The sequence below is a fragment of the Streptomyces sp. NPDC029122 genome (assembly GCF_055569445.1).
Genome location: NZ_JBVHWK010000008.1, coordinates 209,775 through 235,712 on the forward strand (window position 1 = coordinate 209,775; position 25,938 = coordinate 235,712).

General features: G+C 73.8%; 20 protein-coding genes. 12 read left to right on the forward strand and 8 right to left on the reverse strand.

The annotated features are described in order from the left end of the window. Positions 1–282: 282 nt before the first annotated feature. From ACZ4WZ_RS13020 to ACZ4WZ_RS13030, 3 genes are all read right to left on the reverse strand, one after another. On the reverse strand, positions 283–2,022 hold the full coding sequence (locus ACZ4WZ_RS13020; protein ID WP_467889056.1) for an LCP family protein: 1,740 nt from the start codon (positions 2,020–2,022) through the stop codon (positions 283–285). A 222-nt stretch (positions 2,023–2,244) separates the two neighbouring features. Then, positions 2,245–3,522, reverse strand: a complete 1,278-nt coding sequence (locus tag ACZ4WZ_RS13025; RefSeq protein ID WP_467889058.1) for an LCP family protein — start codon at positions 3,520–3,522, stop codon at positions 2,245–2,247. A gap of 161 nt (positions 3,523–3,683) precedes the next feature. Next, positions 3,684–4,433, reverse strand: coding sequence for a TIGR03089 family protein (locus ACZ4WZ_RS13030; protein ID WP_467889061.1), 750 nt, complete (start codon positions 4,431–4,433; stop codon positions 3,684–3,686). A gap of 139 nt (positions 4,434–4,572) precedes the next feature. Between ACZ4WZ_RS13030 and ACZ4WZ_RS13035 the strand changes: the two genes are divergently transcribed. Together ACZ4WZ_RS13035 and ACZ4WZ_RS13040 are read left to right on the forward strand one after the other, a co-directional pair. After that, positions 4,573–5,991 (forward strand): peptidoglycan recognition protein family protein, encoded by a 1,419-nt coding sequence (locus ACZ4WZ_RS13035; protein ID WP_467889064.1) that lies wholly within the window; start codon positions 4,573–4,575, stop codon positions 5,989–5,991. 443 nt (positions 5,992–6,434) lie between these two features. Then, positions 6,435–7,403, forward strand: coding sequence for a DNA-3-methyladenine glycosylase family protein (locus ACZ4WZ_RS13040; RefSeq protein ID WP_467889067.1), 969 nt, complete (start codon positions 6,435–6,437; stop codon positions 7,401–7,403). Here the strand turns inward: ACZ4WZ_RS13040 and ACZ4WZ_RS13045 are convergent. The 3 genes from ACZ4WZ_RS13045 to ACZ4WZ_RS13055 are packed head-to-tail and all read right to left on the reverse strand — an operon-like array spanning position 7,400 to position 10,216. Beyond that, positions 7,400–8,695: a coenzyme F420-0:L-glutamate ligase gene (locus ACZ4WZ_RS13045; RefSeq protein WP_467889069.1), complete on the reverse strand. Its 1,296-nt coding sequence runs from the start codon at positions 8,693–8,695 to the stop codon at positions 7,400–7,402. The genes ACZ4WZ_RS13040 and ACZ4WZ_RS13045 overlap by 4 nt on opposite strands. Then, positions 8,692–9,651 carry a 2-phospho-L-lactate transferase gene (gene cofD / locus ACZ4WZ_RS13050; protein ID WP_467889072.1) on the reverse strand — a complete coding sequence of 320 codons (960 nt, stop codon included), beginning with the start codon at positions 9,649–9,651 and terminating at the stop codon, positions 8,692–8,694. The genes ACZ4WZ_RS13045 and cofD overlap by 4 nt, the downstream gene beginning before the upstream one ends. 13 nt (positions 9,652–9,664) lie before the next feature. Further along, positions 9,665–10,216 carry a cysteine dioxygenase gene (locus ACZ4WZ_RS13055; RefSeq protein WP_467889075.1) on the reverse strand — a complete coding sequence of 184 codons (552 nt, stop codon included), beginning with the start codon at positions 10,214–10,216 and terminating at the stop codon, positions 9,665–9,667. Between the two features lie 641 nt (positions 10,217–10,857). Between ACZ4WZ_RS13055 and ACZ4WZ_RS13060 the strand changes: the two genes are divergently transcribed. The 3 genes from ACZ4WZ_RS13060 (at position 10,858) to ACZ4WZ_RS13070 (ending at position 16,421) form a co-directional block, all read left to right on the forward strand. Further along, on the forward strand, positions 10,858–11,121 hold the full coding sequence (locus ACZ4WZ_RS13060) for a WhiB family transcriptional regulator (RefSeq protein ID WP_003983763.1): 264 nt from the start codon (positions 10,858–10,860) through the stop codon (positions 11,119–11,121). A gap of 255 nt (positions 11,122–11,376) precedes the next feature. Further along, positions 11,377–14,946, forward strand: coding sequence for a glycosyltransferase (locus ACZ4WZ_RS13065; RefSeq protein WP_467889079.1), 3,570 nt, complete (start codon positions 11,377–11,379; stop codon positions 14,944–14,946). After that, a complete protein-coding gene (locus ACZ4WZ_RS13070; protein WP_467889082.1) occupies positions 14,943–16,421 on the forward strand; it encodes a DUF5719 family protein in 1,479 nt (492 codons plus the stop codon). Before ACZ4WZ_RS13065 ends, ACZ4WZ_RS13070 begins: the two co-directional genes overlap by 4 nt. Before the next feature lie 45 nt (positions 16,422–16,466). Here the strand turns inward: ACZ4WZ_RS13070 and ACZ4WZ_RS13075 are convergent, their stop codons facing one another. Beyond that, positions 16,467–16,943: a metallopeptidase family protein gene (locus tag ACZ4WZ_RS13075; RefSeq protein WP_467889085.1), complete on the reverse strand. Its 477-nt coding sequence runs from the start codon at positions 16,941–16,943 to the stop codon at positions 16,467–16,469. Positions 16,944–17,154: 211 nt separating this feature from the next. Between ACZ4WZ_RS13075 and ACZ4WZ_RS13080 the strand changes: the two genes are divergently transcribed. The 6 genes from ACZ4WZ_RS13080 to ACZ4WZ_RS13105 all read left to right on the forward strand — a co-directional run bounded on the left by ACZ4WZ_RS13080 (position 17,155) and on the right by ACZ4WZ_RS13105 (position 22,791). Next, complete coding sequence (locus ACZ4WZ_RS13080) at positions 17,155–17,529, forward strand: DUF3499 domain-containing protein (protein WP_467889087.1); 375 nt, start codon at positions 17,155–17,157, stop codon at positions 17,527–17,529. A gap of 78 nt (positions 17,530–17,607) precedes the next feature. Then, a complete protein-coding gene (locus tag ACZ4WZ_RS13085) occupies positions 17,608–18,978 on the forward strand; it encodes a phosphomannomutase/phosphoglucomutase (RefSeq protein ID WP_467889090.1) in 1,371 nt (456 codons plus the stop codon). A gap of 214 nt (positions 18,979–19,192) precedes the next feature. Next, positions 19,193–19,378 (forward strand): Trm112 family protein, encoded by a 186-nt coding sequence (locus ACZ4WZ_RS13090; protein WP_384539954.1) that lies wholly within the window; start codon positions 19,193–19,195, stop codon positions 19,376–19,378. 52 nt (positions 19,379–19,430) lie between these two features. Continuing rightward, complete coding sequence (locus ACZ4WZ_RS13095; protein WP_467889092.1) at positions 19,431–20,564, forward strand: SIS domain-containing protein; 1,134 nt, start codon at positions 19,431–19,433, stop codon at positions 20,562–20,564. 49 nt (positions 20,565–20,613) lie between these two features. After that, positions 20,614–21,771 (forward strand): mannose-6-phosphate isomerase, class I, encoded by a 1,158-nt coding sequence (manA, locus tag ACZ4WZ_RS13100; protein ID WP_467889095.1) that lies wholly within the window; start codon positions 20,614–20,616, stop codon positions 21,769–21,771. Between the two features lie 75 nt (positions 21,772–21,846). Beyond that, the gene (locus ACZ4WZ_RS13105; RefSeq protein WP_467889097.1) at positions 21,847–22,791 is read left to right on the forward strand and encodes a cation diffusion facilitator family transporter; all 945 of its coding nucleotides are present in this window, start codon (positions 21,847–21,849) and stop codon (positions 22,789–22,791) included. A gap of 97 nt (positions 22,792–22,888) precedes the next feature. Here ACZ4WZ_RS13105 and ACZ4WZ_RS13110 read toward each other — a convergent pair whose 3' ends face one another. After that, positions 22,889–24,940 carry a fructose-specific PTS transporter subunit EIIC gene (locus ACZ4WZ_RS13110; RefSeq protein ID WP_467889100.1) on the reverse strand — a complete coding sequence of 684 codons (2,052 nt, stop codon included), beginning with the start codon at positions 24,938–24,940 and terminating at the stop codon, positions 22,889–22,891. 342 nt (positions 24,941–25,282) lie between these two features. Between ACZ4WZ_RS13110 and ACZ4WZ_RS13115 the strand changes: the two genes are divergently transcribed. Beyond that, positions 25,283–25,938: adenosylhomocysteinase (locus ACZ4WZ_RS13115; RefSeq protein ID WP_467889102.1), on the forward strand; the 656-nt coding region annotated here is incomplete at its 3' end.

A 25,938-nucleotide genomic window follows, 5' to 3' on the forward strand; every position in this document is an offset into this window, starting at 1 on the left:
AGCCCTTCCGGGGCGGCGGAACCGAAGCGGCCGCTCTCCCGTCGCCGTCGGATATGCCGTCCGCGGCCTGGTCGGGCGCCCCCTCCCCCCGCACGCTGCTGTGCTTCACGCGTACCCCCCTCAAGATCACTGCTGGTCGGTGTGGTGCCGGCCCTGCCGGCTACCGTCCGTCATACGCCGGCCGGTCAATGAGATGCCTGGTGCTGGTGCTGGTGCTGGTGCTGGTGCTGGTGCTGGTGCTGCCGTGCCGTAACAGGCGCCCGCCCCCTCGGCGCGGGCCGCTCACTTCGCGCAGACCGCCTTGTCCGCCTCGACCCGCTGGACCCCCTCGGGTGCCTGCTGCGGGGTCTCCGGCGCGCCGAGCGGCGCCCCGGGTTCCTTGAAGTCGGAGCCCAGCGTCAGCTTCATCGGCGTCCGCGGACCCGCGTCCACGGAGCCCACCTTCAGGGCGGCACCGGACAGTCCCATCATGTCCGCCAGCGCCCGGGCCTGATCGGCCTGGTTGGGGGCGAACTCGAGCTGGGTGGCGCCCAGCCGGGTGGAGGCGTTGCCGTGGTTGCTGGCCTTGTGGACACCCTTGCTGTTCTGCAGCCAGGTCAGGGTAGTGGAGGCCGATCCCGGCGGGCCGCCGCCGTTGTACACGTCCACGCGGACGTCCCCGGCCGGCGCGCGGTTGCCCTGGAGCAGCGCGTCCTGCCGGCTCTTGGCGTCGGCGTCGGCCGCTTCCTTCGCCGCCGTCTCCTTCTTCTCGACCTCGGTGAGCGAGACGTCCCCGCGGATCATCTGGAGCAGCGGTTCGGCCTGCGCCGAGTTGAGGACGACGGTCGCCTTGCGGTTCGGCGGCTCGTTCGGGTTGTCGAGGACCGGGAGCGTGGTGAAGGTGATGTTCTTGAGGTTCATGTCCTTCAGCTCGCCGGCGAGATCGGTGAGCTTGCCGATGGACCCCAGTCCCTGGTCCACCGTCAGCGACTTGGTGGCCGCCTCCGCCAGCGAGAAGAACTTCTTCGGACTGGTCAGCGTCTCCTTGGACTTCATCTCCCGCATCATCGAACCCAGGAACTGCTGCTGGGTCTTGATCCGGTCCAGGTCGCTCTCGTTGCCGAAGGCGTGCCGCGTCCGTACGAAGGCCAGTGCCTGCTCGCCCTGGAGGCGGTGCTGGCCCGCCTTCAGGTCCAGTTTGGAATCGCGGTCGGTGACGTCCTTCTCCACGCAGACCGGCACCCCGCCCACGGCCGTGCTGAGGTTCTTCACGGCGTTGAAGTCGACCATCATGAAGTTGTCGACCTCGATGCCGGTCAGCTGCTTGACCGTGCGCATCGTGCAGCCCGGGTCGCGCCCTTCCTGGCCCAGGCTGTTGTTGAAGCGGGTGCCCTTGGTGCCGGCGATCTCCTTCACCGAACCGTTCGGCTGCTTCGTCGGGCAGGCCGGGATGTCGGTGATCAGGTCGCGCGGGATGGACAGCGCCGTCGCGTTGGTGCGGTCCTTGGACACGTGGAAGAGGATCGTGGTGTCGGCGTGGCCGACGCTCTCCGCGTCGCCGTAGCCCTCGTTGCCCTTGCCGCTGCGCTTGTCGGTGCCGATGACCAGGATGTTGATCGGCTGGTCCTTCTTGAAACTGCCGCCCGCGCCGCCGGTGTCGATGACGTTCAGGTTGCCGTTCAGGTGTTCGTAGTAGAGGTACGAGCCCAGCCCGCCGGCGATCAGCAGCAGCGCCAGCGTCCCGCCCGTCGCCACCAGCACCTTGCGGCGCCGGGGCGGGCCCCCGCCCCGGCGGGGGCGGCGTCCGCCGCGCCGTCCGCCGGGCGGTCCCTCGCCGCGGCGGGGCTTGGGTACGGCGGGGGAGGGGACGGCCGGTGCGGAGGGGGCGGTGGTGGTCCTGCGGGATCTCCGGGGAGCGGCGACGGCGGGCTGCTGCGCAGCGGAATGGCCCAGTCGCAGTTCGTAGTTGCCAGTGCGGGGATTGAGGACCCACTGGTCTGCGGGGTCGATCTCGTCCGCCCGCCCACGGCTTTGCGCATCCACGGTTGCTCGAATCCTCCGTCGGTGCTTCGCGACGTGCCTCCCCCCAGGCACGCGGTCAACGATCCGGCTGCTGGTGCGCGGCCTCTTCATGGCCGGTGCACCGGATCGCTCACCTTATCCGGCCAGGTCAGCCGCAAACCATGCGCGTGACAAAATCCACTCCCCCTATAACGGTTCAAAGCGCTCATCCGGCTCGGTCGGACCCCCGGCTTTTGGATTGCTTTACCGGCAACGGGCCTCCGCCGCCGTGGTTCCCGTGAACGTCGGCACCGGAGCGGGCGGGACGGGCCTTCCGCTTTCGGTCGGCCCGGCCCCCTCCGAGGCGGCCGTCCTGCCCGGTGCCGTGGCCGGTCCGGTGCCCTTCGGGGAGGCCTCCAAGGGCCGCGTACGGGGCTCCGGATCGGGCTCCGGATCCGTCCGCGGAGGGGGCTGCGGAGAGGTGACCGTCAGCGGCCGGTCCATCCGCAGCTGCCGGAAGAGCCGGGTCGCGTCGGGCTCCATCAGCTCGTCCCGGTTGGGGTCGGCCGCGTACGGGCGACGCGGTACGGTCAGGAACTTGACCTGGTCGGTCGGTATGTCCCGTACGCCCCGTACGAGTTCGTACAGCCCGCGCAGCGACGCCAGCCCCGGGTCGGTGGTCACCGAGGAGGTGGCCGCGTCCAGCACCGGGTACAGCCGCCCCGGGTTCAGCAGGACCCCGTTGCTCTGCACCTTCTCCACGAGCGAGCCGAGGAACTGCTGCTGGCGCTCCATCCGTTCGGTGTCGCTGCCGTCCCCCAGGCCGTACCGGGCCCGGACGAAACCGAGCGCCTGCTCGCCCCGGAGCAACTGCCGGCCCGCCGGGAGCTTGAGGCGCGCCTCCTCGTCCACCACCGGCCGCTCCAGGCACACCTCCACCCCGCCGACCGCGTCGACCATCTTCTTGAACCCGCCGAAGTCGACCACCATGTGGTGGTCGATCCGGATCCCGGTCAGCCGTTCGACCGTACGGATCGTGCAGGCGGCCCCGCCCCACTGGAAGGCCCAGTTGAACTGCGCGAACCGCTCGCCGGTGCGGGAGCCGTCGCCCTTCAGGCAGCTCGGGATCCGCGTCATCAGGTCCCGCGGTATCGAGACGGCCGTGGCGCTGCGGCGGTCCGCCGGCAGGTGCAGCAGGATCGCGGTGTCCGAGCGCTGGGTGCCCTTGTCCTGCCCGTAGCGCGAGTTCGCCCTGCCCGAGCGGGAGTCCGAGCCGATCAGCAGGATGTTCTGGACGCCGGTCCCGACGTGCGCCGGGCGTTCGCGCTCGTAGCGGCGCAGCTCGGCCTCGGCGGAGGTGTCCTCGGTGATGTTCCCGTCGAGCTTGGCGTACACCCACCAGCCGGCCGACGCCCCCGCCATGACCAGCAGCACCAGCCCCAGCCCGATCCAGCGCAGGAGCCGGCGCCGGCGGCCGCGCGGAGGCCTCCCACTGCCTCCGGCCGCTCCTGCGCCGTCCCGTATGCCCGCGCTGTCCGTCACTCGCGTTCCGTCCCCTCACCCCAGGCGACCAGCCGTACGGGTGAGTACGGCCTTCAGCCGATCCTGCCCCCGGGTGACGTCGCGGGCCCGGGGGCAGGGGTGGGGCAAGAGCCATGCGGGTGACAATTCGCGGCGGAACCGCCGCTCGGGCGGGACGGCGGTCAGACCCTGAGGGTGACGCGCTCGCTCTCGACGCGCTGCTCCAGCGCGGCCGGCGCCAGCGCGTCGAGATGGCGGCACAGCACCACGGACCCGCCCGTGGCCAGCGGCCCGTACAGCCCTGCCGACAGCCCCTCCCAGGTGTCGTAGCCGAGGCCCGACAGCACCCGGGCGCCCTCGCCGGCGCCCCTCCCGGCCGCGTCGGCCCGCGCCCGCGCGACCACGTCCGCGTACGAGAGCTCCTCGCCGCCGACCACCAGGCCGGGGCCGTCGGCGTCGACGGGGACGAAGGGCACGAACCGGTCCCCCTGCCCGGGCACCTCCACGGCGTAGTCCGCGAACCCGGCCGGCGGCTGCGGGAACCGCCCGCCGAGCGGACGCAGCGCGAGCGCGACCCGCTCCCCGGAGCAGGCCCGGGCCTCGTCCAGGGTGTCGGGGCCGCTCACCACCAGGTCGGCACCGGCGGGATCGCCGCCCACCTCGGCCACCACCCCGACGGAGGCGCAGGCGAGCAGCCACACGGCGCTCTGCCAGTGCGCGGGGAGCAGCAGCGCGAGCCGGTCGCCCGGCCCGGCGCCCAGGTCGCCCTGGAGCAGATTGGCGGTCTTGGCCACCCAATTGGCGAAGGTGGCGACGGACAATTCGACGCGCTCGCCCGTGGCGTCGTCGTAGAAGGTGACGAGGGGGCGGCCCGGATCGGCGGCGAGCGCGGATCGCAGCAGGTCGGCAGGGGTGCGGTCAGTGGCGTTCACCGGCCCAGCGTACGCGGGCCCGTCGCCCGGACGGAGGGCCGCGGCTCGCCCGTACGGCGTAGGCGGGCCGTACGGATCGTCGGACGGATCGTCAGTTCTCCGATGGCGCCGCATGGTGGCTGTGCTCAGCATCGCTTCCATGCGCGGATTCCTTGCTTCCTCCATCGGCGTCGCGACGGCTGCCGCACTGGCCCTGCCGCTCGCGCTGACCACTCCTGCCCTGGCCGAGTCGATCCCGGCGGTCCCCGCCGGCTCCACCCAGTCGCTGCCGCTCGTCCCCCTGGCCCCCTCGGGCGCCCGGATCCCCGGCGTGCCCGGCATGAGCACCGCACCGGACCGGGCCGAGACCCGGGGACTGGCGGCCCGCGAGGTCAAGACGTTCTCGCTGGTCGGTGTCGTCTGGGACGACGTGAGCACACCGCTCGTCGGCCGGGTCCAGGTCCGCACCCGTGCGGTCGGCACGCGGCAGTGGTCGGACTGGCAGGACGTCGAGACCCACAACGGCGAACACGCCGCCGACCCCGACGCGCCCGAACGCGGCACCGGCCGCGTCCGCGGCAGCACCGCCCCGCTGTGGGTCGGGGCCTCCGACGGGGTGGAGGTCCGCGTCCAGGCGGAGAACGCCGGCACGCGGGCCGCCTCGCGGCTGCCGTCGGGCATGCGGATCGAGCTCGTCGACCCCGGGGCGGAACAGCCGGTGGCGGTCCCGGACGGCAAGAACGGCGGCCAGGGCGGTCTGACCCGCCCGGCGCGCCGCCCCTCGGGCGACGACAAGGGCGACGCGGTGGCGCTGCCCGGGATGACCATGGAGACGGCGGAGTCCTCCTCCGTCAACCTCCCGCACGCCCCGCTCGGCGCGCTGGAGATCCCGGAGCTGAACAAGGAGGACTCGACGGCCGACGCCGCCTTCGCGAGCGAGGGCGAGTTCCAGGCGGCCGCCGCCGCCCGGCCGTACATCGGTCCCCGCCCGAAGATCGTGACGCGGCGCGGCTGGGGCGCGGACGAGTCCCTGCGCGAGACGGGCTTCGTCTACACCAGCACCGTCAGGGCGGCCTTCGTCCACCACACGGCCTCCGGCAACAAGTACGCCTGCAAGGACGCCCCGGCGGTGCTGCGGAGCCTGTACCGCTACCACGTGGTGAGCAGCGGCTGGCGGGACATCGGCTACAACTTCGCCGTCGACAGGTGCGGGACCGTCTACGAGGGCCGGGCGGGCGGAGTCGCCAAGCCGGTGCTCGGTGCGCACACCATGGGGTTCAACACGGACAGCATGGGCGTCGCGGTGATCGGCAGCTACTCCTCGACCGCGCCGCCGGCGGCGGCGGTGAACGCGGTGGCGCGGCTCACGGCCTGGAAGCTGGGCCTCTTCGGGGCCGACCCGCGGGCGAAGACCACCCTGAAGTCGGGCGGCGGCAACCGCTACCCGAAGGGCAGAAACGTGAAGCTGCACGTCATCTCGGGCCACCGGGACGGCTTCGCGACGGAATGCCCGGGCCGCCTCCTGTACAAGCAACTCCCCCCGACGCGGACGTCCTCGGCGAAGCTCCAGGGACGCTGACCCTGCCCTGCCCTGGCCGGGCGGATCGGGGGTGGGGGCCCGGCCGGACGGGGTCCGTTGGCGCGTAGCCCTGTCGGGGGGCTCGGGTGGGGGTTGCCCTGCCGGGTGGTTGCCTTGGCTGGGCGGGGTTCGGGTGGGGTGGCTTCGGGTCGGGGTCGGTGCCGGGGTGGGGTGTCGTCCGGGGCGGGCTTCGATGTTCGGCGCCCGTTCCGGGTCTGAGTGGTACGGGGTACCTGGCGCCGAATTCATCTCGTTTTAGCCCCGGACGACACCCCACCCCGCCCCCGCCCCCTTGCGCAGCTGCCAATCCCAGCCTCGCCGGCGTTTGAGGCGCGGGGGTCTGGGGGCTGGCCCCGAGGAGGGGGCCGGGGCGGAGTCCCGGGGAACGGGCGAAGGGCGGGTGGGGGACGGCCCCGCGCAGCGGCGGCGGCTACGCTCAAGGCATGGCCGGCCGCTTCACCCCCTCCACCCGCACCACCGTGCCCCCCGCCCGCACCGCCGGGGGCGGGAAGGTCCGCAGCTGGCGGTCCGGCGCGGCGGTGGACCTGGGGCTGGTGCTCGGCCCGCTCCGCCGCGGCCCTGGCGACCCCACCTTCCGCACCACCCCCGACGGCGCCGTCTGGCGGGGCACCCGCACCCCCGAGGGCCCCGCCGCGCTGCGGGTCGCCGCCACCCCCGACGGGGCGGACGCCGAGGCGTGGGGTCCCGGCCGGGACTGGCTGCTCGAGACGCTGCCCGCGCTGCTCGGCGCCGACGACGACCCCGCCGCCTTCGTCCCCCGGCACCGTCTGGTGCACACCAGCCACCGCCGCCGCCCCGGCCTGCGCCTGACCCGCACCGGTCTGGTGCTGGAGTCGCTGATCCCGACCGTCCTGGAGCAGAAGGTCACCGCCGACGAGGCGTACCGCGGCTGGCGCCGCCTGGTCCGCCAGTACGGGGAGCCCGCGCCCGGGCCGCTGGGCGGGGAGCTGTACGTGATGCCCGCCGCCCGGGAATGGGCGCTGATCCCCTCCTGGGACTGGCACCGGGCCGGGGTGGACATGAAGCGCTCGGCCACCATCGTCCGCGCCGCCCGGGTGGCCCACCGTCTGGAGGAGGCGGCGTCGATGGAGCTCGGGCCGGCCGCCGCCAGGCTGGAGGCCGTACCGGGCATCGGCCCCTGGACCTCCGCCGAGACCCTCCAGCGCAGCAACGGCGCGCCGGACGCCGTCACCACCGGCGATCTGCACCTGCCCGGCATCATCGGCTACGCCCTCGCGGACGAGCGGGACGCCGACGACGCCCGGATGCTGGAGCTGCTGGCCCCGTACGAGGGCCAGCGGCACCGCGCGGCCCGGCTGGTGCTCCTGGCGGGCCGCATTCCGCCGCGCCGGGTGCCGCGGATGCCGCGCGGTGACATCGGCCTGCTCTAGCGCACCTCGATGAAGGCGTCCGCCGGGCGGGCCGGCCGTTCGGCGGCGGGTGCCGCGGGGTGGCCCACCGCGACGGCCCCCATCGGGTCCCAGCCGTCCGGCAGCGCGAGCACCTTGCGCACCACGTCCCGGCAGAACATCGTCGAGGACACCCATGCGGAGCCGAGCCGCTCCCCGGCCAGCGCGACCAGGAAGTTCTGCACGCCGGCGCCCATGGCGACGACGAACATCTCCCGTTCGGCCGCGTCCCGGCGGGCGTGCCCGTAGTCGTGGGCGCCGTCGGTCACCATGCACGGCACGACCAGGTACGGGGCGTCGCGCAGGACGTCCCCGCGCTTGATCCGCCGGGCGATGGACTCCTCGGACTTGCCGTCGCGCCGCAGGTCCTCGATCCACGCGTCCCGCATCGCGTCGAGCAGTTCGAGGCGGGCGGCGGCGGACTCCAGCAGGACGAACCGCCACGGTGTGGTGTGGTGCGGCGCCGGGGCGGTGACCGCCGCCGCCACGGCGCGGCGTACGGCGCCCGGGTCGACGGGGTCGCCGGTGAAGGCGCGTACGGTGCGGCGCTGGGTGACGGCTTCCCGTACGGCTTCCGAGGTGCCCAGGCGGAACATGTCGTCGGCGGGCGCGCGGACCAGGTCGGCCGCCGAGGTGCCCTCGCCGAGTACGTGTCCCAGTCCGCGTACGACGGCCACCGGCAGCCCGGCCGCCTTGCCCTTGACCAGGTCGCCGGCCGCGGCCAGTTCGTCGGCCGTCGCCACTATCGTCGCGCTCAGCGGGTTGCCGTGGGCGTCGGTGCCGCCGCGCAGGTCGTCCAGTACGCGCACTCCGGCCGAGCCGATGGCGACGTCGGTCAGCCCGGAGCGCCAGGGCCGGCCGAAGGTGTCGGTGACGATGACGCCCACGTCGACGGAGAGGGCGGCCCGCAGGCCGGTGCGGATCGCGGCGGCCGAGGCGTCGGGGTCCTCGGGCAGCAGCAGTACGGTGCCCGGTGCGGTGTTGGAGGCGTCGACACCGGCGGCGGCCATGACGAGGCCCTGCCGGTTCTCCACGATCCGCAGCGGGCCCCTGCGCGCGACGACCCGTACGGTCTCGGCGTCGATGGCCTCCTCGCGGGAGTCGGCGCGGACGATGCGCCCCTCGGCCTTGGAGACGATCTTCGAGGTGACCAGCAGGACGTCCCCGTCGCGCAGGTCCGGTTCCGCGTCCGCGATGAGGCGGGCCAGGTCGTCGCCGGGCCGCACCTCGGGGATGCCGGGGACGGCCCGCACCGTGTAGGAGGGGACGGTCACCGGGCGGCCCGCGCGAGTTCCAGCGCGGCGCGGGCCATGGCGGCGGTCGCGGCGGTGTCGGTCATCATCAGCGGGACGGCCCGGCAGGCGATGCCCGCGGCCTCGACCTCGGCGACGGCGTCGGCGTCGGAGGTGTCCACGAGCCAGCCGTCGAGGAGGCCGGAGCCGTAGTGGCGGGCGACGGCGGCGGCGGTGGATTCGACGCCGACGGCGGCGAGGACCTTGTCGGCCATGCCCCGTACGGGTGCTCCGCCGACGATGGGGGAGAGGCCGACGACGGGTGCCGGGGAGGCGGCGAGCGCGTCGCGGATGCCGGGTACGGCGAGGATGGTGCCGATGGAGACGACGGGGTTGGAGGGCGGGAAGAGGATGACGTCGGCGGCGGCGATGGCGTCGAGAACGCCGGGGGCGGGCTGGGCCCGGTCGGCGCCGACGGGGACGACGGCCTCGGCGTCGAGGGAGGCGCGCAGCTTGACCCAGTACTCCTGGAAGTGGATGACGCGGCGTTCGCCGGTTTCCGGGTCGGTGATCGCGACGTGGGTCTCGACGCGGTCGTCGGACATGGGCAGCAGCCGGACGCCCGGCTGCCAGCGGTCGCAGAGGGCTTCGGTGACGGCGCTGAGCGGGTAGCCCGCGCCGATCATCTGGGTGCGGACGATGTGGGTGGCGAAGTCGCGGTCGCCGAGGCCGAACCAGGTGGGTCCGACCCCGTACGCCGCGAGTTCTTCCTTGACGGTGAAGGACTCGTCGGCGCGGCCCCAGCCCTGGTCCTCGTTGATGCCACCGCCGAGGGTGTACATCACCGTGTCCAGATCGGGGCACACCTTGAGCCCGAACAGGTGAATGTCGTCGCCGGTGTTGCCGATGACGGTGATGTCGGCGTCGGGTACGGCGGACTTCAGTCCGCGGAGGAAACGGGCGCCGCCGATGCCGCCGGCCAGAACAACAATGCGCATGCATCAAAGTCTGTCAGGCGGGTACGTGCGCCTCGCGCGCCGGGGAGCAGCTGTGCATCGGCATCTCGGTCAGGCCGGGGAAGTAGACGTGCAGGCTGACGGCTCCGTTGAGGCTGTCGTTGACGACCTCGTGGGCGTGGCCGGGGGCGAAGACGCGCTGGGTGCCGGGGCGGTGGCTGATGCGGCCGGTGCGCGGGGTGTGTTCGACGAGTTCGCCGTCGAGGACGGTCATGATGCCGGAGGAGCTGCCGTGGTCGTGCAGGCCGCTGCCCTGCCCGGGGACCCAGCTGAGCAGCCAGACCTCGTAGCCGGGGCCGGTGCGCAGGCGGTGGTACCAGCGGGTGGTGGCGTCGTACTGGACGAGGTGTTCCCAGCTCGCGCGGTCCTCGGCGATGGACCGGGCGAGGCCGGCGAACTCGGCGACGGTGGCCGGGTGTTCGCGGGCGGGCTGGAGGAGGTGCTGGACGGCGAGGATGTCGCCGGCGATCTGGACGTCGCTCTCGACGACGGCGGCGGCGGACGGGGCGGTCGCGGGAGCGGTGGGGGCGGCGGAGGCGCTGTTCATCGTGGGGTGTCCTCGACGGATGTCAGTCGTGCGGGGCGGTTGCTGTGGGGTGTGGCCGGTGCTCAGGGGAGCCGGGGCTCCGGTGGCATCAACAGCTGCAACAGCAACAGCGAACCTGGGCAGCACGCAGGAACCCACGAATGGGGGTCCGGGTGGCGGCTGCGGGCGCTGACATGAGGACAAGGAGACCGGGCTGAGGGCCGGACTGTCAACCCAATGTCCGGTTTGAGGGAAAACTTTCACCTCATCCGGTTGCTGTGCGCGGAGAAAGGTTTGTGCACCCGCTGCCCGGGGAGGTGCCGCACCGAGCCCGCGGGAACCAGTCTCAAACCCGTTGGCGTCACTCGTGATCGGAATGTGATCCAGGCTGCATCTTCGGCCGAATCGCAACCCCTCCACAGGGTGACGCGTCGACCTCGGACGAGGGAGGCATTCGCGGACAGCCTGTGGCTTGTGTCACGATTTTTGGCGATATGAACACTTTCTGTATACGCTTGGTTCCGCAGAGTGAATAAGGGCCCCAATAGCAGATCTCGGCTTGACTGCACAGGAGCCACACACTTGTAATTTCACTCGTGTCGTTGCTCGGCGATCAGTAACGGCAACATCACGGGGACGCACAGACAGAGCGAGGGGCGCACATGACCGAGCTGTTTCAGGAACTGCTGGTCGAAGAGGCGGACGAGGAGCTCGGTTGGCAGGAGCGCGCACTGTGCGCGCAGACCGACCCCGAATCCTTCTTTCCCGAGAAGGGCGGCTCCACCCGCGAAGCCAAGAAGGTCTGCCTCGCCTGCGAGGTCCGCTCCGAGTGCCTCGAATACGCCCTCGCCAACGACGAACGCTTCGGCATCTGGGGCGGACTGTCCGAGCGCGAGCGGCGCCGGCTGAAAAAGGCAGCGGTCTGAGACGGCGATCCGAAACGGTCGCGGAGCAGCACGGAACGCACCTGACACAACAGCAGACTGAGCAAACGGTCCGCCTCCCGCACCTTCCCCGCAGGAGGCGGACCGTCGCGTTCCGGCCTTCTCCGGACACGGCGTACCCTCCCCCTCGCAGCCGTTAGTGTGGGGCGCTGTCCAGCAGCTTCCGAGGGCCCCGCACCCCGGAACCTCCCCCGGACTCCGTCCGGGGGCACCCCCAGGCCGGAGGGCCCGTACGCGATGTCCCTGCACAGCAACTCGACGGCCTCCCACCAGGCAGCCGCCACCCCCGAGTTCCCCCGGCACGTCGTCACCGCGGTCCTCGTCGCCCACGACGGAGCCCGCTGGCTGCCCGAGACCCTCGCCGGCCTCCTCGCCCAGGAACGCCCCGCGCAGAACCACGTCGCCGCCGACACCGGCAGCGCCGACGACTCCGCCCGCCTCCTCGCCGAGGCCTTCGGCGACGACCGCGTCCTGCACCTCGCCCGCCGCACCGGATTCGGTACCGCCGTCGACGAAGCCGCCCGCAGCGCCGGCACCCTGACCCCCGAGGAACTCCCGTACCTCAAGCGCCCCAGCGGCTGGGACCCCGTCAGCCGCACCTGGCGCGACGACGCCTACGACCTCCCCGACCTCCCCCACGGCGAACCCGTCCAGTGGCTCTGGCTGCTCCACGACGACAGCGCACCCGAACCCGACGCCCTCACCGAACTCCTGCGCGTCGCCGACCAGAACCCCGACGCCGCCGTCATCGGCCCCAAACTCCGCGGCTGGTACGACCGCAAACAGCTCCTCGAGGCCGGCGTCACCATCGCCCGCAGCGGCCGCCGCTGGACCGGCCTCGACCGCCGCGAACAGGACCAGGGCCAGCACGACCAGGTGCGCCCCGTCCTCTCCGTCTCCACCGCCGGCATGCTCGTACGCCGCGACGTCTACGACGCCCTCGGCGGCTTCGACCGCCGGCTGCCCCTGATGCGCGACGACGTCGACCTCTGCTGGCGCGCCCACAACGCCGGCCACACCGTCCTCGTCGCGCCCGACGCCGTCCTGCGGCACGCCGAAGCCGCCGCCCGCGAACGCCGCACCGTCGACTGCGCCGGCCGCTCCGCCGTCAGCCCCCACCGCGTCGACAAGGCCGGCGCCGTCCACACCATGCTGGCCAACACCCCCGGCCGCGCCCTGCCCTACGTCCTGCTGCGCCTGCTCCTCGGCACCCTGCTGCGAGCCCTCGGCTACCTCGTCGGCAAAACCCCCGGCCAGGCCGTCGACGAGATCACCGGACTGCTCGCCACCCTGCTGCGCCCCGGCAGGATCCTCACCGCCCGCAAGGCCCGCCGCCGCCCCGCCGTGCCCGCCGCCGAGCTGCGCCCCCTCTTCCCGCCGCCCGGCGCCACCCTGCGCGCCGGCGCCGAACAGTTCGCCGCCTACCTCGGCTCCGGCCGCGACAGCGACCCGGCCCCCTCCGGCCGGCACGGCGGAGCCCTCGGAACCGGACCCGGCGGCGACGACGCCGACTACCTCGACACCAGCCCGCCCGGCCGGCTCAGCCGGATCGCCCGCAACCCCTCACCCGTCCTCTTCGCCGGCCTGCTCCTCGTCTCCCTCGTCGCCTGCCGCGGGCTCATCGGCGGCGGCAGCCTCATGGGCGGCGCCCTGCTCCCCGCCCCCGCCGGCGGCGGCCTCTGGCACGCCTACACCGGCGACTGGCAGCCCGTCGGCACCGGCACCACCGCCGGCGCACCCCCCTACCTCGCGATCCTGGCCGGCCTGTCCCTCCCCTTCCTCGGCTCCACCCGGACCGCCCTGACCCTGCTGCTCGTCGGCTCGGTCCCGCTCGCCGGACTCACCGCCTACTTCGCCTCCCGGCCGCTCGTCACCTCCCGGCTGCTGCGCGCCTGGGCCGCCGTCACCTACGCCTTCCTGCCCGCCGTCACCGGCGCCCTCGCCGGCGGCCGGCTCGGCACCGCCGTCCTCGCCGTACTCCTGCCCGTCCTCGCCCGCTCCGCCGTCACCGCCCACGGCTTCGCGGGCGCCGGGGCGGGCGGCGGCCGACGCGCGATGTGGACGTACGCCCTCCTGCTGACCCTGGCCACCGCCTTCAGCCCCGTCGTGTGGCCCCTCGCCGCCGTCCTCGGCATCGCCGCGCTCCTCGCGCGCCGCGCCCACCGCACGACGTACGCCGCCCGCCTGCTCGTCACCCTCGCCGTACCCCTGGTCGTCCTCGCGCCCTGGTCCCTGGGCCTGCTCAGCCACCCCGGCCGCCTCCTGCGCGAGGCCGGACTGCCCTACGGCAGCGGCTCCGCCACCCCGCTCGGCCTCCTCGGCGCCGACCCCGGCGGACCCGGCACCCCCGGCCACCTCCTCCTCGCCGGCACCCTGCTCGCCGCCCTCGCCGCCCTGCTCCGCGCCGACCGGCGGCTCGCCGTCCGCACCGCCTGGGGTGCCGCCCTCGCCGGCCTGCTCCTCGCCGTCCTGCTGAACCGCACCGGCTGGGCAGGCCCCGGCACCCTCCTGTACGGACTCGCGCTGCTCGCGGCCGCCGTGCTCGGCGCGGACGGCGCCAAGGAACGCGTCGCCGCCCGCAGCTTCGGCTGGCGCCAGCCGCTGGCCGCCCTGACCGCCCTCGCCGCCGCCGCCGGCCCCCTGCTCCTCGCCGCCGCCTGGGCGGCGGCCGGGGCCGACGGGCCGCTCGGGCGGCGCGACCCCGTCCAGGTCCCGGCCGTCGTCGCGGAGCACTCCGGCGACACCAACCGCACCCGCACCCTGGTCCTCGGCGGCGACTCGCCCGCCACCGTCTCCTACGTCCTGGTCCGCGGCTCCGGCGCCCGCCTCGGCGACGGCGAACTCCTCGCCGCGGCCGGCCCCGACCCCCGCCTCGCCAAGGCCGTCTCCAGCCTGGTCTCCGGCTCCGGGGCCAACCAGTCCGAGCAGCTCAGCGCCTTCGCCGTGCGCTACGTCATGATCCCGCCCGGCGGCTCCGCCCCCATGCGCCGCATCCTCGACGGCACCCCCGGCCTCAAGCAGCGCCACCAGAACGACGGCACCGCCCTGTGGGAGGTCGAGCGGCTGACCTCCCGCGCGGCGATCCTCCCCGGCCACGGCCAGGCCGCCCCGATCACCGTCGACGCCGGGCCCGTCGAGGTCCACGCCGACGTCCCCGACGGCCCCGAGGGCCGGACCCTGCGCATCGCCGACCGGGCCGACCCGGGCTGGCGGGCCGCCCTCGACGGCCGGCCCCTCACGCCCAAGACGGTCGACGGCTGGGCACAGGGCTTCGTACTGCCCCCCGAGGGCGGCCGCCTCGACCTCGTCCACCGGGACTCCCTCCCCCGGGACGCCTGGCACTGGGCGCAGGGCTTCCTCGCCCTGGTGCTGCTGGTGATGGCCCTGCCGGGCCGCCGCGCCCGGCTCGACGACGACCTGCCGGAGGAGACCGCCCCCGGCGCCGCCGGGGACGGCCCCGGCGAGCCCGGCCGGGGCCGCCGCGCCCGCCGTACGGCCGGGCCCGCCGCGGAGCCCGCGCCCGCCGACGCCGTCGTCGACCCGTACGCGCGGATCCCGGCGCAGCAGGTCCACGGCGAGGAGTCGTACGCCTACCAGGAGCCCTACCCGTACGAGCCGCAGCAGCCGCACGCGCAGCCGCGGCAGCAGCCGTACGACCCGTACGGCCAGTACGCCGGGCAGTACCCCCCTCCCCCGGAACAGCCGCACGTCCCGCAGCAACAGCAGCCCCACCCGTACGCGTACGAGCAGCAGTACGACACCTACGGACAGCACCAGCCGCGTCCGGACGGGAGCCACCAGCAGTGAAGCAGCGCGCCCCCCTGACGCTCGCGGCCGTGACGGCGGCCCTGGCCGCCGCCACCGGTCTGGCCTTCCTCACCGCCCCCGCCGCCGCCCCGGCCGGCGGCGACACCGGGCGGGCGGCCGCCGCCCGGATGCCGGTGGAGCGGTCCGTGCTGGTGTGCCCCGCGCCCAGCTCCTCCGACATCGCCGAGACCACGTACACCTCCCTCACCCCCGGCAAGGGCGGCGGCAAGGGCACCGCCCGGCTGGCCGGCAAGGACGGCAAGGCGGTCCTGGAGCCCGGGGAGCCCGGCAGGCCCGTCGCCGCCACCGCCTCCGGCGCGGAGGCACCCGCGCTGACGGGCGCCGCCGAGGGCGCCCTGGCCCCCGGCTGGACCGCCCAGCAGACCACCAAGGTCTCCGTCGGCCAGGCACGCGGACTGCTCGGGCTCGCCTGCACCGCCCCCGGCACGGACTTCTGGTTCCCCGGCGTCAGCACCGCCAAGGGCCGGCAGGACTACGTCCACCTCACCAACCCGGACGACACGACCGCCGAGGTGACCATCACGCTGTACGGCCCGGACGGGTTGCTCAAGGACAAGCCGGGCACCGTAGACCCCGTCATCAGGGTCGACCCCCGCTCCACCACCAAGGTGTGGCTGTCCCCGCTGGCCCCCGACAGCCGGCTCACCGACGTCACCGCCCACGTGACGGCGAGCTCGGGCCGGGTCGGCGCCTCCACCCACGTCGCCGAGGACGGCACCGGCACCGACTGGCTCCCCGCCTCCGCGGGCCCGGCCGACACGCTGGTGCTGCCCGGCATCCCGGCCGACGCCACCTCGGTACGGCTGGTCGCCTTCGCCCCCGGCGAGGACGACGCCGACCTCACCGTCAAGCTGTCCGGCCCCACCGGTCCCCTCAGCCCGGCCGGCAAGGAGCGCCTCCACGTCAAGGGCGGCATGACGGCCGGCCTGGACCTGGGCGACGTGACCCGCGGCGAGGCCGGCTCGCTGCTGCTGGCCCCCGCCGACCCGGCGAAGGCCGTACCCGTGGTCGCGGCCCTGCACGTGGTCCGCGGCACCGCGGCCAAGCAGGAACTGGGCTTCATCCCGGCGAGCACCCCCGTCGGGGAGCGGGCCACCGTCGCCGACAACCGGGCCGACGACAAGGCGACCGTCCTCACCCTGACGGCCGCCGGCGCCGACGCCGAGGTCCGCGTCACCGCCTCCCCGGGCACCGAGGGCGGTCAGCCGGCCGTCCAGGAGATCACCGTCAAGGCGGGCACCACCCGCGCCCTGGCCCCGCCGGCCCCCTCCGGCGGCAAGGGCCCGTACGCCCTGACCGTCGAGACCCTGTCCGGGGGACCCGTCCACGCGGCCCGCACCCTGACCCTGCCGCACGACGGGATCCCCATGTTCACCGTCCAGGCCTTCGGCGACGACCGCTCCACGGTCTCGGTCCCCCGGGCCGCCGAGGACCCCTCGATCCTGCTGCGCTGAGCCCGCCGGCGCCGGCTCGACCGAAGGCCCGGCCCCCGAGACCGGTCAGTCCTGCCCGTACCGGGGGTCCACCGTCTCCGGGGACAGCCCGAGCAGCTCCGCGACCTGCTCCACCACGATCTCGTGCACCAGCATCGCCCGCTCGTCCCGCGTCTTGGCCCGGATCTCCACCGGCCGCCGGAACACCACGATCCGCGCCGGTTTCCCGTCCCGGGCCTCCACCAGGCCGCCCAGCGGCACCGCCTCGTCGTTCCAGCCCGCGTCGGGACCGCCCGGCGGCCCCGGCACGTCCGCGATCACGAATTCCACCTCGGCCAGCTGCGTCCAGCGCCGCTCCAGCCGCTCCACCGAGTCCCGTACGAGGTCGCCGAACAGCTCCGCCCGGCTCGCGGACAGCGGCACCTGCGGCGGGGCCAGCGGTCCGCGCATCCCCCGGCCGTGCCGGTCACGCCGCCGCGGCCGCGGCTCGGAAGGGGCCCCGGCGGGGTCCGCGGGGCGGGGAGGAAGCGCACTGTCCGTCACCCCCGCAGGGTAGCCCGCACGCCCCGGCCAGGACCCGATACGGTCACGACGAGGTGTCACGACGGTGTCACCCCCCGAACGATCCGGCCAAGATCGGGCCGCATTACGGACTCGTCGCCCTCTTCGTCACTCACCGCGGAGCACGACACGGGGGAGTGGCCGGGGGGAGAGTCGTCGCGGCCCGGTCAAGAGTGCGGTACCGTCCAACGTCGTGAGCCTTGTACGTCGCTGTTCGCGCACCGCGTGCGGCCGCCCTGCCGTCGCCACACTGACGTACGTCTACGCCGACTCGACCGCAGTTCTCGGCCCGCTCGCCACCTACGCCGAACCCCACTGCTATGACCTGTGCGCCGAGCACTCCGAGCGCCTGACCGCTCCGCGCGGCTGGGAAGTCGTACGCCTGTCGGACGGTTCCGGACCGTCGCGCCCCACCGGTGACGACCTCGAAGCCCTGGCCAACGCCGTGCGTGAGGCGGCCCGTCCGCCCGAGCGCGCGGCCGAGGCCGGCGGGGCCGGACCCGGCGCCCCGGTGGCCGGCGAGACACGCCGCGGACACCTGCGCGTCCTGCGTTCGCCCGACTCCTGACACGCGGATCGTCTGAAAAGCCGCTCTCCGTACAGGGTAGGTTTGCTCCACCGCACAGAACCTTCAGGAGGGCAGGCAGTGGCCGCAGATCTTTCGAACATCGTCAAGGCGTACGACGTCCGTGGCGTCGTACCCGACGAGTGGGACGAGACCCTGGCAGAGCTGTTCGGTGCTGCGTTCGTCGAGGTCACCGGCGCCACGGCGATCGTCGTCGGTCACGACATGCGGCCCTCCTCGCCCGGCCTGTCGGCCGCCTTCGCCCGGGGCGCGGCCGCCCGCGGCGTCGACGTCACCCTGATCGGCCTGTGCTCCACCGACCAGCTGTACTACGCCTCCGGCAAGCTGGACCTGCCCGGCGCCATGTTCACCGCCTCGCACAACCCGGCCCAGTACAACGGCATCAAGCTCTGCCGCGCCGGCGCCGCGCCCGTGGGCCAGGACACCGGCCTCGCCACCATCCGCGAGCTCGCCGAGAAGTGGACCGACGAGGGCGCCCCGGAGATCCCCGCCGGCACCGTCCCGGGCACCATCACCGAGCAGGACACCCTCACCGGCTACGCCGAGCACCTCAAGGGCCTGGTCGACCTGACCGCCATCCGCCCGCTGAAGGTCGTCGTCGACGCGGGCAACGGCATGGGCGGCCACACCGTCCCCACCGTCTTCGAGGGCCTCCCGCTGGACCTCGTCCCCATGTACTTCGAGCTCGACGGGACCTTCCCGAACCACGAGGCCAACCCCCTCGACCCGAAGAACATCGTCGACCTCCAGGCCCGCGTGCTCGCCGAGGGCGCCGACCTGGGCCTCGCCTTCGACGGCGACGCCGACCGCTGCTTCGTCGTCGACGAGCGCGGCGAGGGCGTCTCCCCGTCCGCGATCACCGCCCTGGTCGCGGCCCGCGAGCTGGCCCGCAACGGCGGCACCGGCACCGTCATCCACAACCTGATCACCTCGTGGTCGGTCCCCGAGGTCGTCCGCGAGCACGGCGGCACCCCCGTCCGCACCCGCGTGGGCCACTCCTTCATCAAGGCCGAGATGGCCGCCTCGGGCGCCATCTTCGGCGGCGAGCACTCCGCGCACTACTACTTCAAGGACTTCTGGAACGCGGACACCGGCATGCTCGCCGCGCTCCACGTCCTCGCGGCCCTCGGCGGCCAGGAGGGCACCCTCTCCGAGCTCGTCGCCGAGTACGACCGCTACGTCGGCTCCGGCGAGATCAACTCCACCGTCGCCGACCAGGCCGCCCGCACCGCCGACGTCAAGGCCGCCTACGCCGGCCAGGAGGGCGTCACCTTCGACGAGCTGGACGGCCTCACGGTCTCCGCCGCCGACTGGTGGTTCAACCTGCGCCCCTCCAACACCGAGCCGCTCCTGCGCCTCAACGTCGAAGCCCGCGACGAGGCCACCCTGGCCAAGGTGCGCGACGAGGTCCTGGCCCTGGTCCGGGCCTGACCCACCCCCGGCGCCGGCGGAGCGGAAACCAGCCCCGCCGGCGTTCGGGGCGCGGGGATCCGGGGCAGAGCCCCCGTACGACGGCGCCGCACCCGCCCCACCCGCCCCGGAGCCCCGGCCCCGGGCCACGCGGAGCCGCCCCGCACCGCAGGTGACTCGGCGGTACGCTGACCTCGCCCAATCCGCGATCCGCACCCCCGAAGGGAAACCGCTCATGCCGCTCGAAGCCGGCCTGCTGGAGATCCTCGCCTGCCCCGCCTGTCACGCCCCCCTCCGGGACGAATCGGCGGACGAGACCACCCCCGAGCTGCTCTGCACCGGCCAGGACTGCGGTCTCGCGTACCCGGTCCGCGACGGCATCCCGGTCCTCCTCGTGGACGAGGCCCGCCGCCCCGCCTGACCGGCCCCGCCGCTCGACCAGCCTGGATCCGTCAACACCGCCGGAGGCCCCCATGCTCGACGAGTCACTCCTCGACGCACCGGACGATCTCGCCCGTGCCGACCGCCGGGGCCTGCTCCGCGGCGCCGCCGAGGCCGGGGCCAGAGTCCGCACCGCGGCCCGCCACGCCAGCGAGGCCGGCCTCGGGGACCTGCGCCCCGACGGGCGCCCGCGCGCCGTGCTGATCGCCGGCTCCGGCACCGCCGCCACCGGCGTGGCCGACCTGCTCGGCGCCCTCGCCGGAGCCTCCGCCCCGGTCACCCGCCTGCACCCCATCGGCGTCGCCCACGCCGCCGGAGCACTGCGCTGGACCCTGCCCGGCTGGGCGGGCCCCGTCGACCTGCTGCTCCTCGCCACCACCGACGGCACCGAGCCCGGCCTCGCCGTCCTCGCCGAGCAGGCCTACCGGCGCGGCTGCACCGTGGTCGCCGTGGCCCCCGAGCGCTCACCGCTGAGCGAGGCGGTGGACGGCGCGCACGGGGTCCTCGTACCGATGGCCAAGGCCCCGTACCAGGAGTACGACGAGTCCGCCGTGGCCGGCCCCGGCGCCCTCTGGGCCCTGCTGACCCCGCTGCTGGTCCTCCTCGACAAGATCGGCATGGTCAGCGCGGCCCCCGACGCCCTCCAGCGCGCCGCCGACCGGCTCGACCGCACCGCCGAGCGCTGCGGCCCGGCCATCGCCACCTACTCCAACCCGGCCAAGACCCTCGCCGCCGAGCTGGCCGACTCGCTCCCCCTGATCTGGACCGAGGGCGAGGCCGCCGGCCCCGCCGGCCGCCGCTTCGCCGCCACCCTCGCCGAGCTGGCCGGCCGCCCCGCGCTCGCCGCGGCCCTCCCCGAGGCGCTGACCGCCCACGGCGTGCTGCTCGCCGGCTCCTTCGCCGCCGGGGGCGACACCGACGACTTCTTCCGGGACCGCGTCGAGGAGCCCCAGGCCCTGCGCGCCCGCATCGTCCTGCTGCGCGACCGGCCGGCCGGCGGGCTCACCGCCGCCCCGGCCGCGCGCGAGCTCGCCGCCGGCCACGACACGGCCGTCAGCGAGCTCGAACCGGAGGAGGGCGGAGAGCTGGAGCAGCTCGCCGAACTCCTCGCCGTCACCGACTTCGCCACCGCCTACCTGGCGCTGGCCGGCCGGGGACGCGGCTGAGGCACACACCCGTGCCCGCACCACATCCAGATCCAGGAAGACGACGACGATGGACCGCCTGACCAACACGATCCGCCCCTACGCGTGGGGATCCACCACCGCGATCCCGGCCCTCCTCGGAGTCGAGCCGACCGGTGAGCCCCAGGCCGAGATGTGGATGGGCGCCCACCCCGGCGCCCCTTCCCGCCTCGACCGCGGAGCCGGCGAGACCACCCTGGCAGCCGTCATCGCGGCCGACCCCGAGGGCGAGCTCGGCCCCGCCGCCGTCGCCAAGTTCGGCCCCCGCCTGCCCTTCCTCCTCAAGGTCCTCGCCGCCGGCGCCCCCCTCTCCCTCCAGGTCCACCCCGATCTGGCCCAGGCCCGGGCGGGCTTCGAGGACGAGGAGCGCCGGGGCGTCCCGATCGACGCGGGCCACCGCAACTACAAGGACGCCAACCACAAGCCCGAACTGATCTGCGCCCTCACCCCCTTCGACGGCCTGTGCGGCTTCCGCCCGCCGCTGGAGGCCGCGGACCTCCTCGAAGGCCTCGGCGTCGACTCCCTCAAGCCGTACGTCGACCTGCTGCGCGCCCACCCCGAGGAGGCGGCCCTGCGCGAGGTCCTCACCGCCGTCCTCACCGCCGACCGCGAGGAGATGGCCCGTACGGTCGCCGAGACCGCGGCCGCCGCCGAGCGCCTCGAAGGCCCGTACGAGCCCTACGCGGGGCTCGTCCACGACTACCCCGGCGACCCGGGCGTGATCGCGGCCATGCTCCTCAACCACGTCCGGCTCCAGCCCGGCGAGGCCATGTTCCTCGGCGCCGGCATCCCGCACGCCTACCTCGACGGCCTCGGCGTCGAACTCATGGCCAACTCGGACAACGTGCTGCGCTGCGGGCTGACGCCCAAGCACGTGGACGTCCCCGAGCTGCTGAAGGTGGTCGTCTTCGAGCCGAGCGCCCCGGGCGTCCTGCGCCCCGAGGGCGACGGCGAGGAGGTCTACGAGACCCCCATCGACGAGTTCCGGCTCTCCCGGCACGTCCTGGCCCCCGGAGGCGCCCCCCGCGCCCTCCCCGACGGCACCCCGCAGATCCTGCTCTGCACCGCCGGCGCGCCCCGCGTAGGCGAACTGGCCCTCGCGCCAGGGGAGTCGGTCTTCGTGCCGGCGGGCGAAAAGACCGAACTGTCCGGCAGTGGCACCGTCTTCCGGGCCACAGTCGTCATCTGACGTAGCGCCGACCACACCGACAGCTGCAACAATGTGCGGCCGTAAGCCAGTGGCCAGGAAGGACACCCAGCACCCATGAGCGCGTCGGGCGGTACCAAGGCGATCGTGGCGGCACTCGCCGCCAACCTCGCCATCGCTGTAGCCAAGTTCGTGGCATTCCTCTTCAGCGGCTCCTCGTCGATGCTCGCGGAAAGCGTCCACTCGGTCGCCGACTCCGGAAACCAGGGCCTGCTGCTCCTCGGCGGGAAGAAGGCCCAGCGCGAGGCGACCCCGCAACACCCCTTCGGGTACGGCCGGGAGCGCTACATCTACGCGTTCCTCGTCTCCATCGTGCTCTTCACCGTCGGCGGCATGTTCGCGATCTACGAGGGCTACGAGAAGATCCACGACCCGCACGAGATCGAGGCCTGGTACTGGCCCGTCGGCGTGCTCGTCTTCGCGATCATCGCGGAGAGCTTCTCCTTCCGCACCGCGATCAAGGAGTCCAACGAGAGCCGCGGCAACCAGAGCTGGAAGCAGTTCATCAAGAGCGCCAAGGCCCCCGAGCTTCCGGTGGTCCTGCTCGAGGACCTCGGCGCCCTCGTCGGCCTCGTCCTCGCCCTCGGCGGCGTCGGCCTGGCCCTGATCACCGGCAACGGCGTCTGGGACGGCATCGGCACCCTCTGCATCGGCGTCCTGCTGATCGTCATCGCCGTCGTCCTGGCCCTGGAGACCAAGTCCCTGCTGCTGGGCGAGGCCGCCGGAACCGCCGAGGTCGAGAAGATCAAGGCCGCGCTCGTCGACGGGGACACCGTCACCCGCATCATCCACATGCGCACCCTGCACCTGGGCCCCGAGGAACTCCTCGTCGCCGCCAAGATCGCCGTCCAGGGCGACGACACCGCGACCGAGGTGGCCAACGCCATCAACGCCGCCGAGGCCCGCATCCGCGCCTCCGTCCCGATCGCCCGCGTGATCTACCTGGAGCCGGACATCTACCAGCCCGAGGCCGTCGGCCTCGGCAAGGCCGACGCCCACTGACCGGCCCCCGACGGCACCCGAAGGCCCCCGCAGCTCACCGGCTGCGGGGGCCTTCGCGCGTGCGGGGCGGGGCGGGGCGGGGCCGTACGCGGCCCGGCTACCGGATCTCGCCCAGCACCTCCAGGACCGCCGGGCCGTCCGGCGCGGACTGGAGCCGGGCGCGGAAGTCCCCGTCCATCAGCTTGCGCGACAGCAGCGCCAGGATCCGCAGGTGCTCGTCGCCCGCCGAGGCCTCCGGCACGGAGATCATGAAGACCAGCCGGGCCTTCGTACCGTCGAGCGAGCCCCACTCGATGCCCCCGGAGGACCGGGCGAAGCCGACCATGGGCCGGGTCACCGCGTCCGTCTTGGCGTGCGGGATCGCGATCGACTCGCCGAGCCCCGTCGTGCCCTGCGCCTCCCGGGCGAGGGCCACCCGTACGAGCTCGTCCACGTCCCGGACGTTCCCCGTGGCGGCCAGCAGCTCGGCCATCTCCCGGATCGCCGCCTCCTTGGTGTCCGAAGCCAGCTCCGTCTTGACCGTCCGTGGGGTCAGGTACCCGGACAGCACCTCCGGACCCGCGTCGGGAGCGGTCACCGCCGCCGTCTCCGTCCGCGCCCGCACGGCCGCGCCCCCGGCGGCCGTTCCCCCGGCCCTGCCCTCCGCCCCGGTTCCCGCGCCGGCGGGCACCGGCTCCGCCACCGGCGCGGCGGGCTTCCGGGCCCGGCGCGCCTTGATCCCGATCAGCGCGTTCGTCGTCAGCGCGGTCACCACCGTGCCGATGGCGATCGCGATCAGGAACCAGGCCCAGCCGCTGATCGCACCCAGCGCGGCCACGACCGGACCGCCGTGCGGCACGTGGTCGCCCACGCCCGCCGCACCGGCGACCGCACCGGCCACCGCGCCGCCCAGCATGTTCGCCGGGATCACGATCGCCGGCCGCGCCGCCGCGAAGGGGATCGCGCCCTCCGAGATGCCGAAGACACCCATGAACAGCGCCGCCATACCGGTGTCACGCTCCTGCTCCGAGTACAGCCCGCGGCGCAGGAGCGTCGCCAGGCCCTGCCCGAGCGGCATCACCGGGATGGCCGCCGCGCACATGCCCATGACGGCGTAGTTCCCGGACGCGATGAGCCCCGTACCGAAGAGGAACGCCGTCTTGTTGACCGGGCCGCCCATGTCGAAGGCGATCATCAGGCCGAGCAGGGCGCCTAGCAGGACCGCGCTGGTGCCGGTCATCCCCGACAGCCAGCCGGTGAGGCTCTCGAAGAGCCACGAGACGGGCCTGCCGATGACGTAGACGAAGAACAGGCCGAGGGCCGTCGTGGCCACGATCGGGATCACGATGATCGGCATGATCGGCCGGACGGCCTTGGGGACCTGGACCTTCTTGATCCACAGGACCAGGTAGCCGGCCAGGAAGCCCGTCACGATCGCCCCGATGAAACCGGCACCCGACTCCGAGCCGTACAGCGCACCCGTGTTCGCGATGAAGCCGCCGATCATGCCGGGCACCAGCGCCGGCCGGTCGCCGATGGCGTACGCGATGTAGCCGGAGAGGATCGGGATCATCAGGGTGAAGCCCAGGACCCCGATCTGGAACAGCTGGTCCCAGAAGGTGCCCGGGGTGACCGCGTACCCCTCGGCGGTGGCGTGACCGCCCAGCGCCAGCGCGATGGCGATCAGCAGACCGCCGACCACCACGAAGGGGATCATGTACGAGACGCCGTTCATCAGCGCCTTGTACGCGAGGCTCCGCTCCTTGCCGCCGCCTCCCGGGCCTCCCGCACCCCCCGCGGCGGCCGTACCGGCCTGCACCGGCGCGCTCCGCACGCGCTCGATCAGCTCCTTCGGCCGGTGGATGCCGTCGGCGACCCCCGTGACCAGGACCCGCTTGCCCGCGAACCGCTCGCGGTCGACCTCCTTGTCGGCGGCGATGATGACCCCGTCCGCCTCGCTGACATCGTTGTCAGTGAGCACGTTCTCGGCGCCGATCGAGCCCTGGGTCTCCACCTTCAGGTCCACGCCCAGCTCGGCGGCCGCCTGCTGGAGCTTCTCGGCGGCCATGTACGTGTGCGCGATCCCCGTGGGGCACGCCGTCACGGCGAGCAGCTTCGGGCGCCCCCGCCCGCTCGTACCGTCACCGGGAGGGCCGGCAGGACTGGTCACTGGAATCTCCTTCACACCGCTGGTCCGCGAGATCGCGCGTACGAACCGATCCACCGGCATCCTGCAACAGGCGAGGGGTGGATCAAAAGCCCGAAAGGCCCCGAACGTTCCGCCGGGCGGCCTGAAAACGAAGCGCGACTTCTTCCCGTCCCCACTGGGGCCCGCTGCGCCGATCGGTGTAGATTCGTCATCAGTGTCAGGCGTCGCCGCTGATGGCGGTCGGGCGGTCCTCGTGACCGGCCGAGGGGAGAGAGGGCCCCGCGGCGGACTGTGCTCAGTGCACCGGCCAGCCCGTGCACGGCCCAGCCGTACCCACCTCTCGACCCATGAGGAGCAGCACCCATGGACTTCAAGGTCGCCGACCTTTCCCTTGCCGCTTTCGGCCGCAAGGAGATCACCCTGGCCGAGCACGAGATGCCGGGTCTGATGTCGATCCGCAAGGAGTACGCGGAGGCGCAGCCGCTGGCGGGCGCCCGCATCACCGGCTCGCTGCACATGACGGTGCAGACGGCCGTGCTCATCGAGACGCTCGTCGCCCTCGGCGCCGACGTCCGCTGGGCGTCCTGCAACATCTTCTCCACCCAGGACCACGCGGCCGCCGCCATCGCGGTCGGCCCGAACGGCACCCCGGAGAACCCGCAGGGCGTCCCGGTCTTCGCCTGGAAGGGCGAGACGCTGGAGGAGTACTGGTGGTGCACGGAGCAGGCGCTGACCTGGCCGAACACCCCGACCGGCGGTCCGAACATGATCCTGGACGACGGTGGTGACGCCACCCTCCTGGTCCACAAGGGCGTCGAGTTCGAGAAGGCAGGCGCGGCCCCGGACCCGTCCACGGCGTCCTCCGAGGAGTACGCCCACATCCTCACCCTCCTCAACCGCACCCTGGCCGAGGCCCCGCAGAAGTGGACGCAGCTCGCGTCGGAGATCCGCGGTGTGACGGAGGAGACCACGACCGGTGTCCACCGCCTCTACGAGATGATGGCCGAGGGCACGCTGCT

Coding starts and splice junctions, on each gene's coding strand:
- ACZ4WZ_RS13035 (WP_467889064.1), top strand. CDS start 4,573: ATGCGCGGATTCCTTGCTTCCTCCATCGGCGTCGCGACGGCTGCCGCA.
- ACZ4WZ_RS13040 (WP_467889067.1), top strand. CDS start 6,435: ATGGCCGGCCGCTTCACCCCCTCCACCCGCACCACCGTGCCCCCCGCC.
- cofD (WP_467889072.1), bottom strand. CDS start 9,651: ATGCGCATTGTTGTTCTGGCCGGCGGCATCGGCGGCGCCCGTTTCCTC.
- ACZ4WZ_RS13055 (WP_467889075.1), bottom strand. CDS start 10,216: ATGAACAGCGCCTCCGCCGCCCCCACCGCTCCCGCGACCGCCCCGTCC.
- ACZ4WZ_RS13060 (WP_003983763.1), top strand. CDS start 10,858: ATGACCGAGCTGTTTCAGGAACTGCTGGTCGAAGAGGCGGACGAGGAG.
- ACZ4WZ_RS13065 (WP_467889079.1), top strand. CDS start 11,377: ATGTCCCTGCACAGCAACTCGACGGCCTCCCACCAGGCAGCCGCCACC.
- ACZ4WZ_RS13090 (WP_384539954.1), top strand. CDS start 19,193: ATGCCGCTCGAAGCCGGCCTGCTGGAGATCCTCGCCTGCCCCGCCTGT.
- ACZ4WZ_RS13095 (WP_467889092.1), top strand. CDS start 19,431: ATGCTCGACGAGTCACTCCTCGACGCACCGGACGATCTCGCCCGTGCC.
- manA (WP_467889095.1), top strand. CDS start 20,614: ATGGACCGCCTGACCAACACGATCCGCCCCTACGCGTGGGGATCCACC.
- ACZ4WZ_RS13105 (WP_467889097.1), top strand. CDS start 21,847: ATGAGCGCGTCGGGCGGTACCAAGGCGATCGTGGCGGCACTCGCCGCC.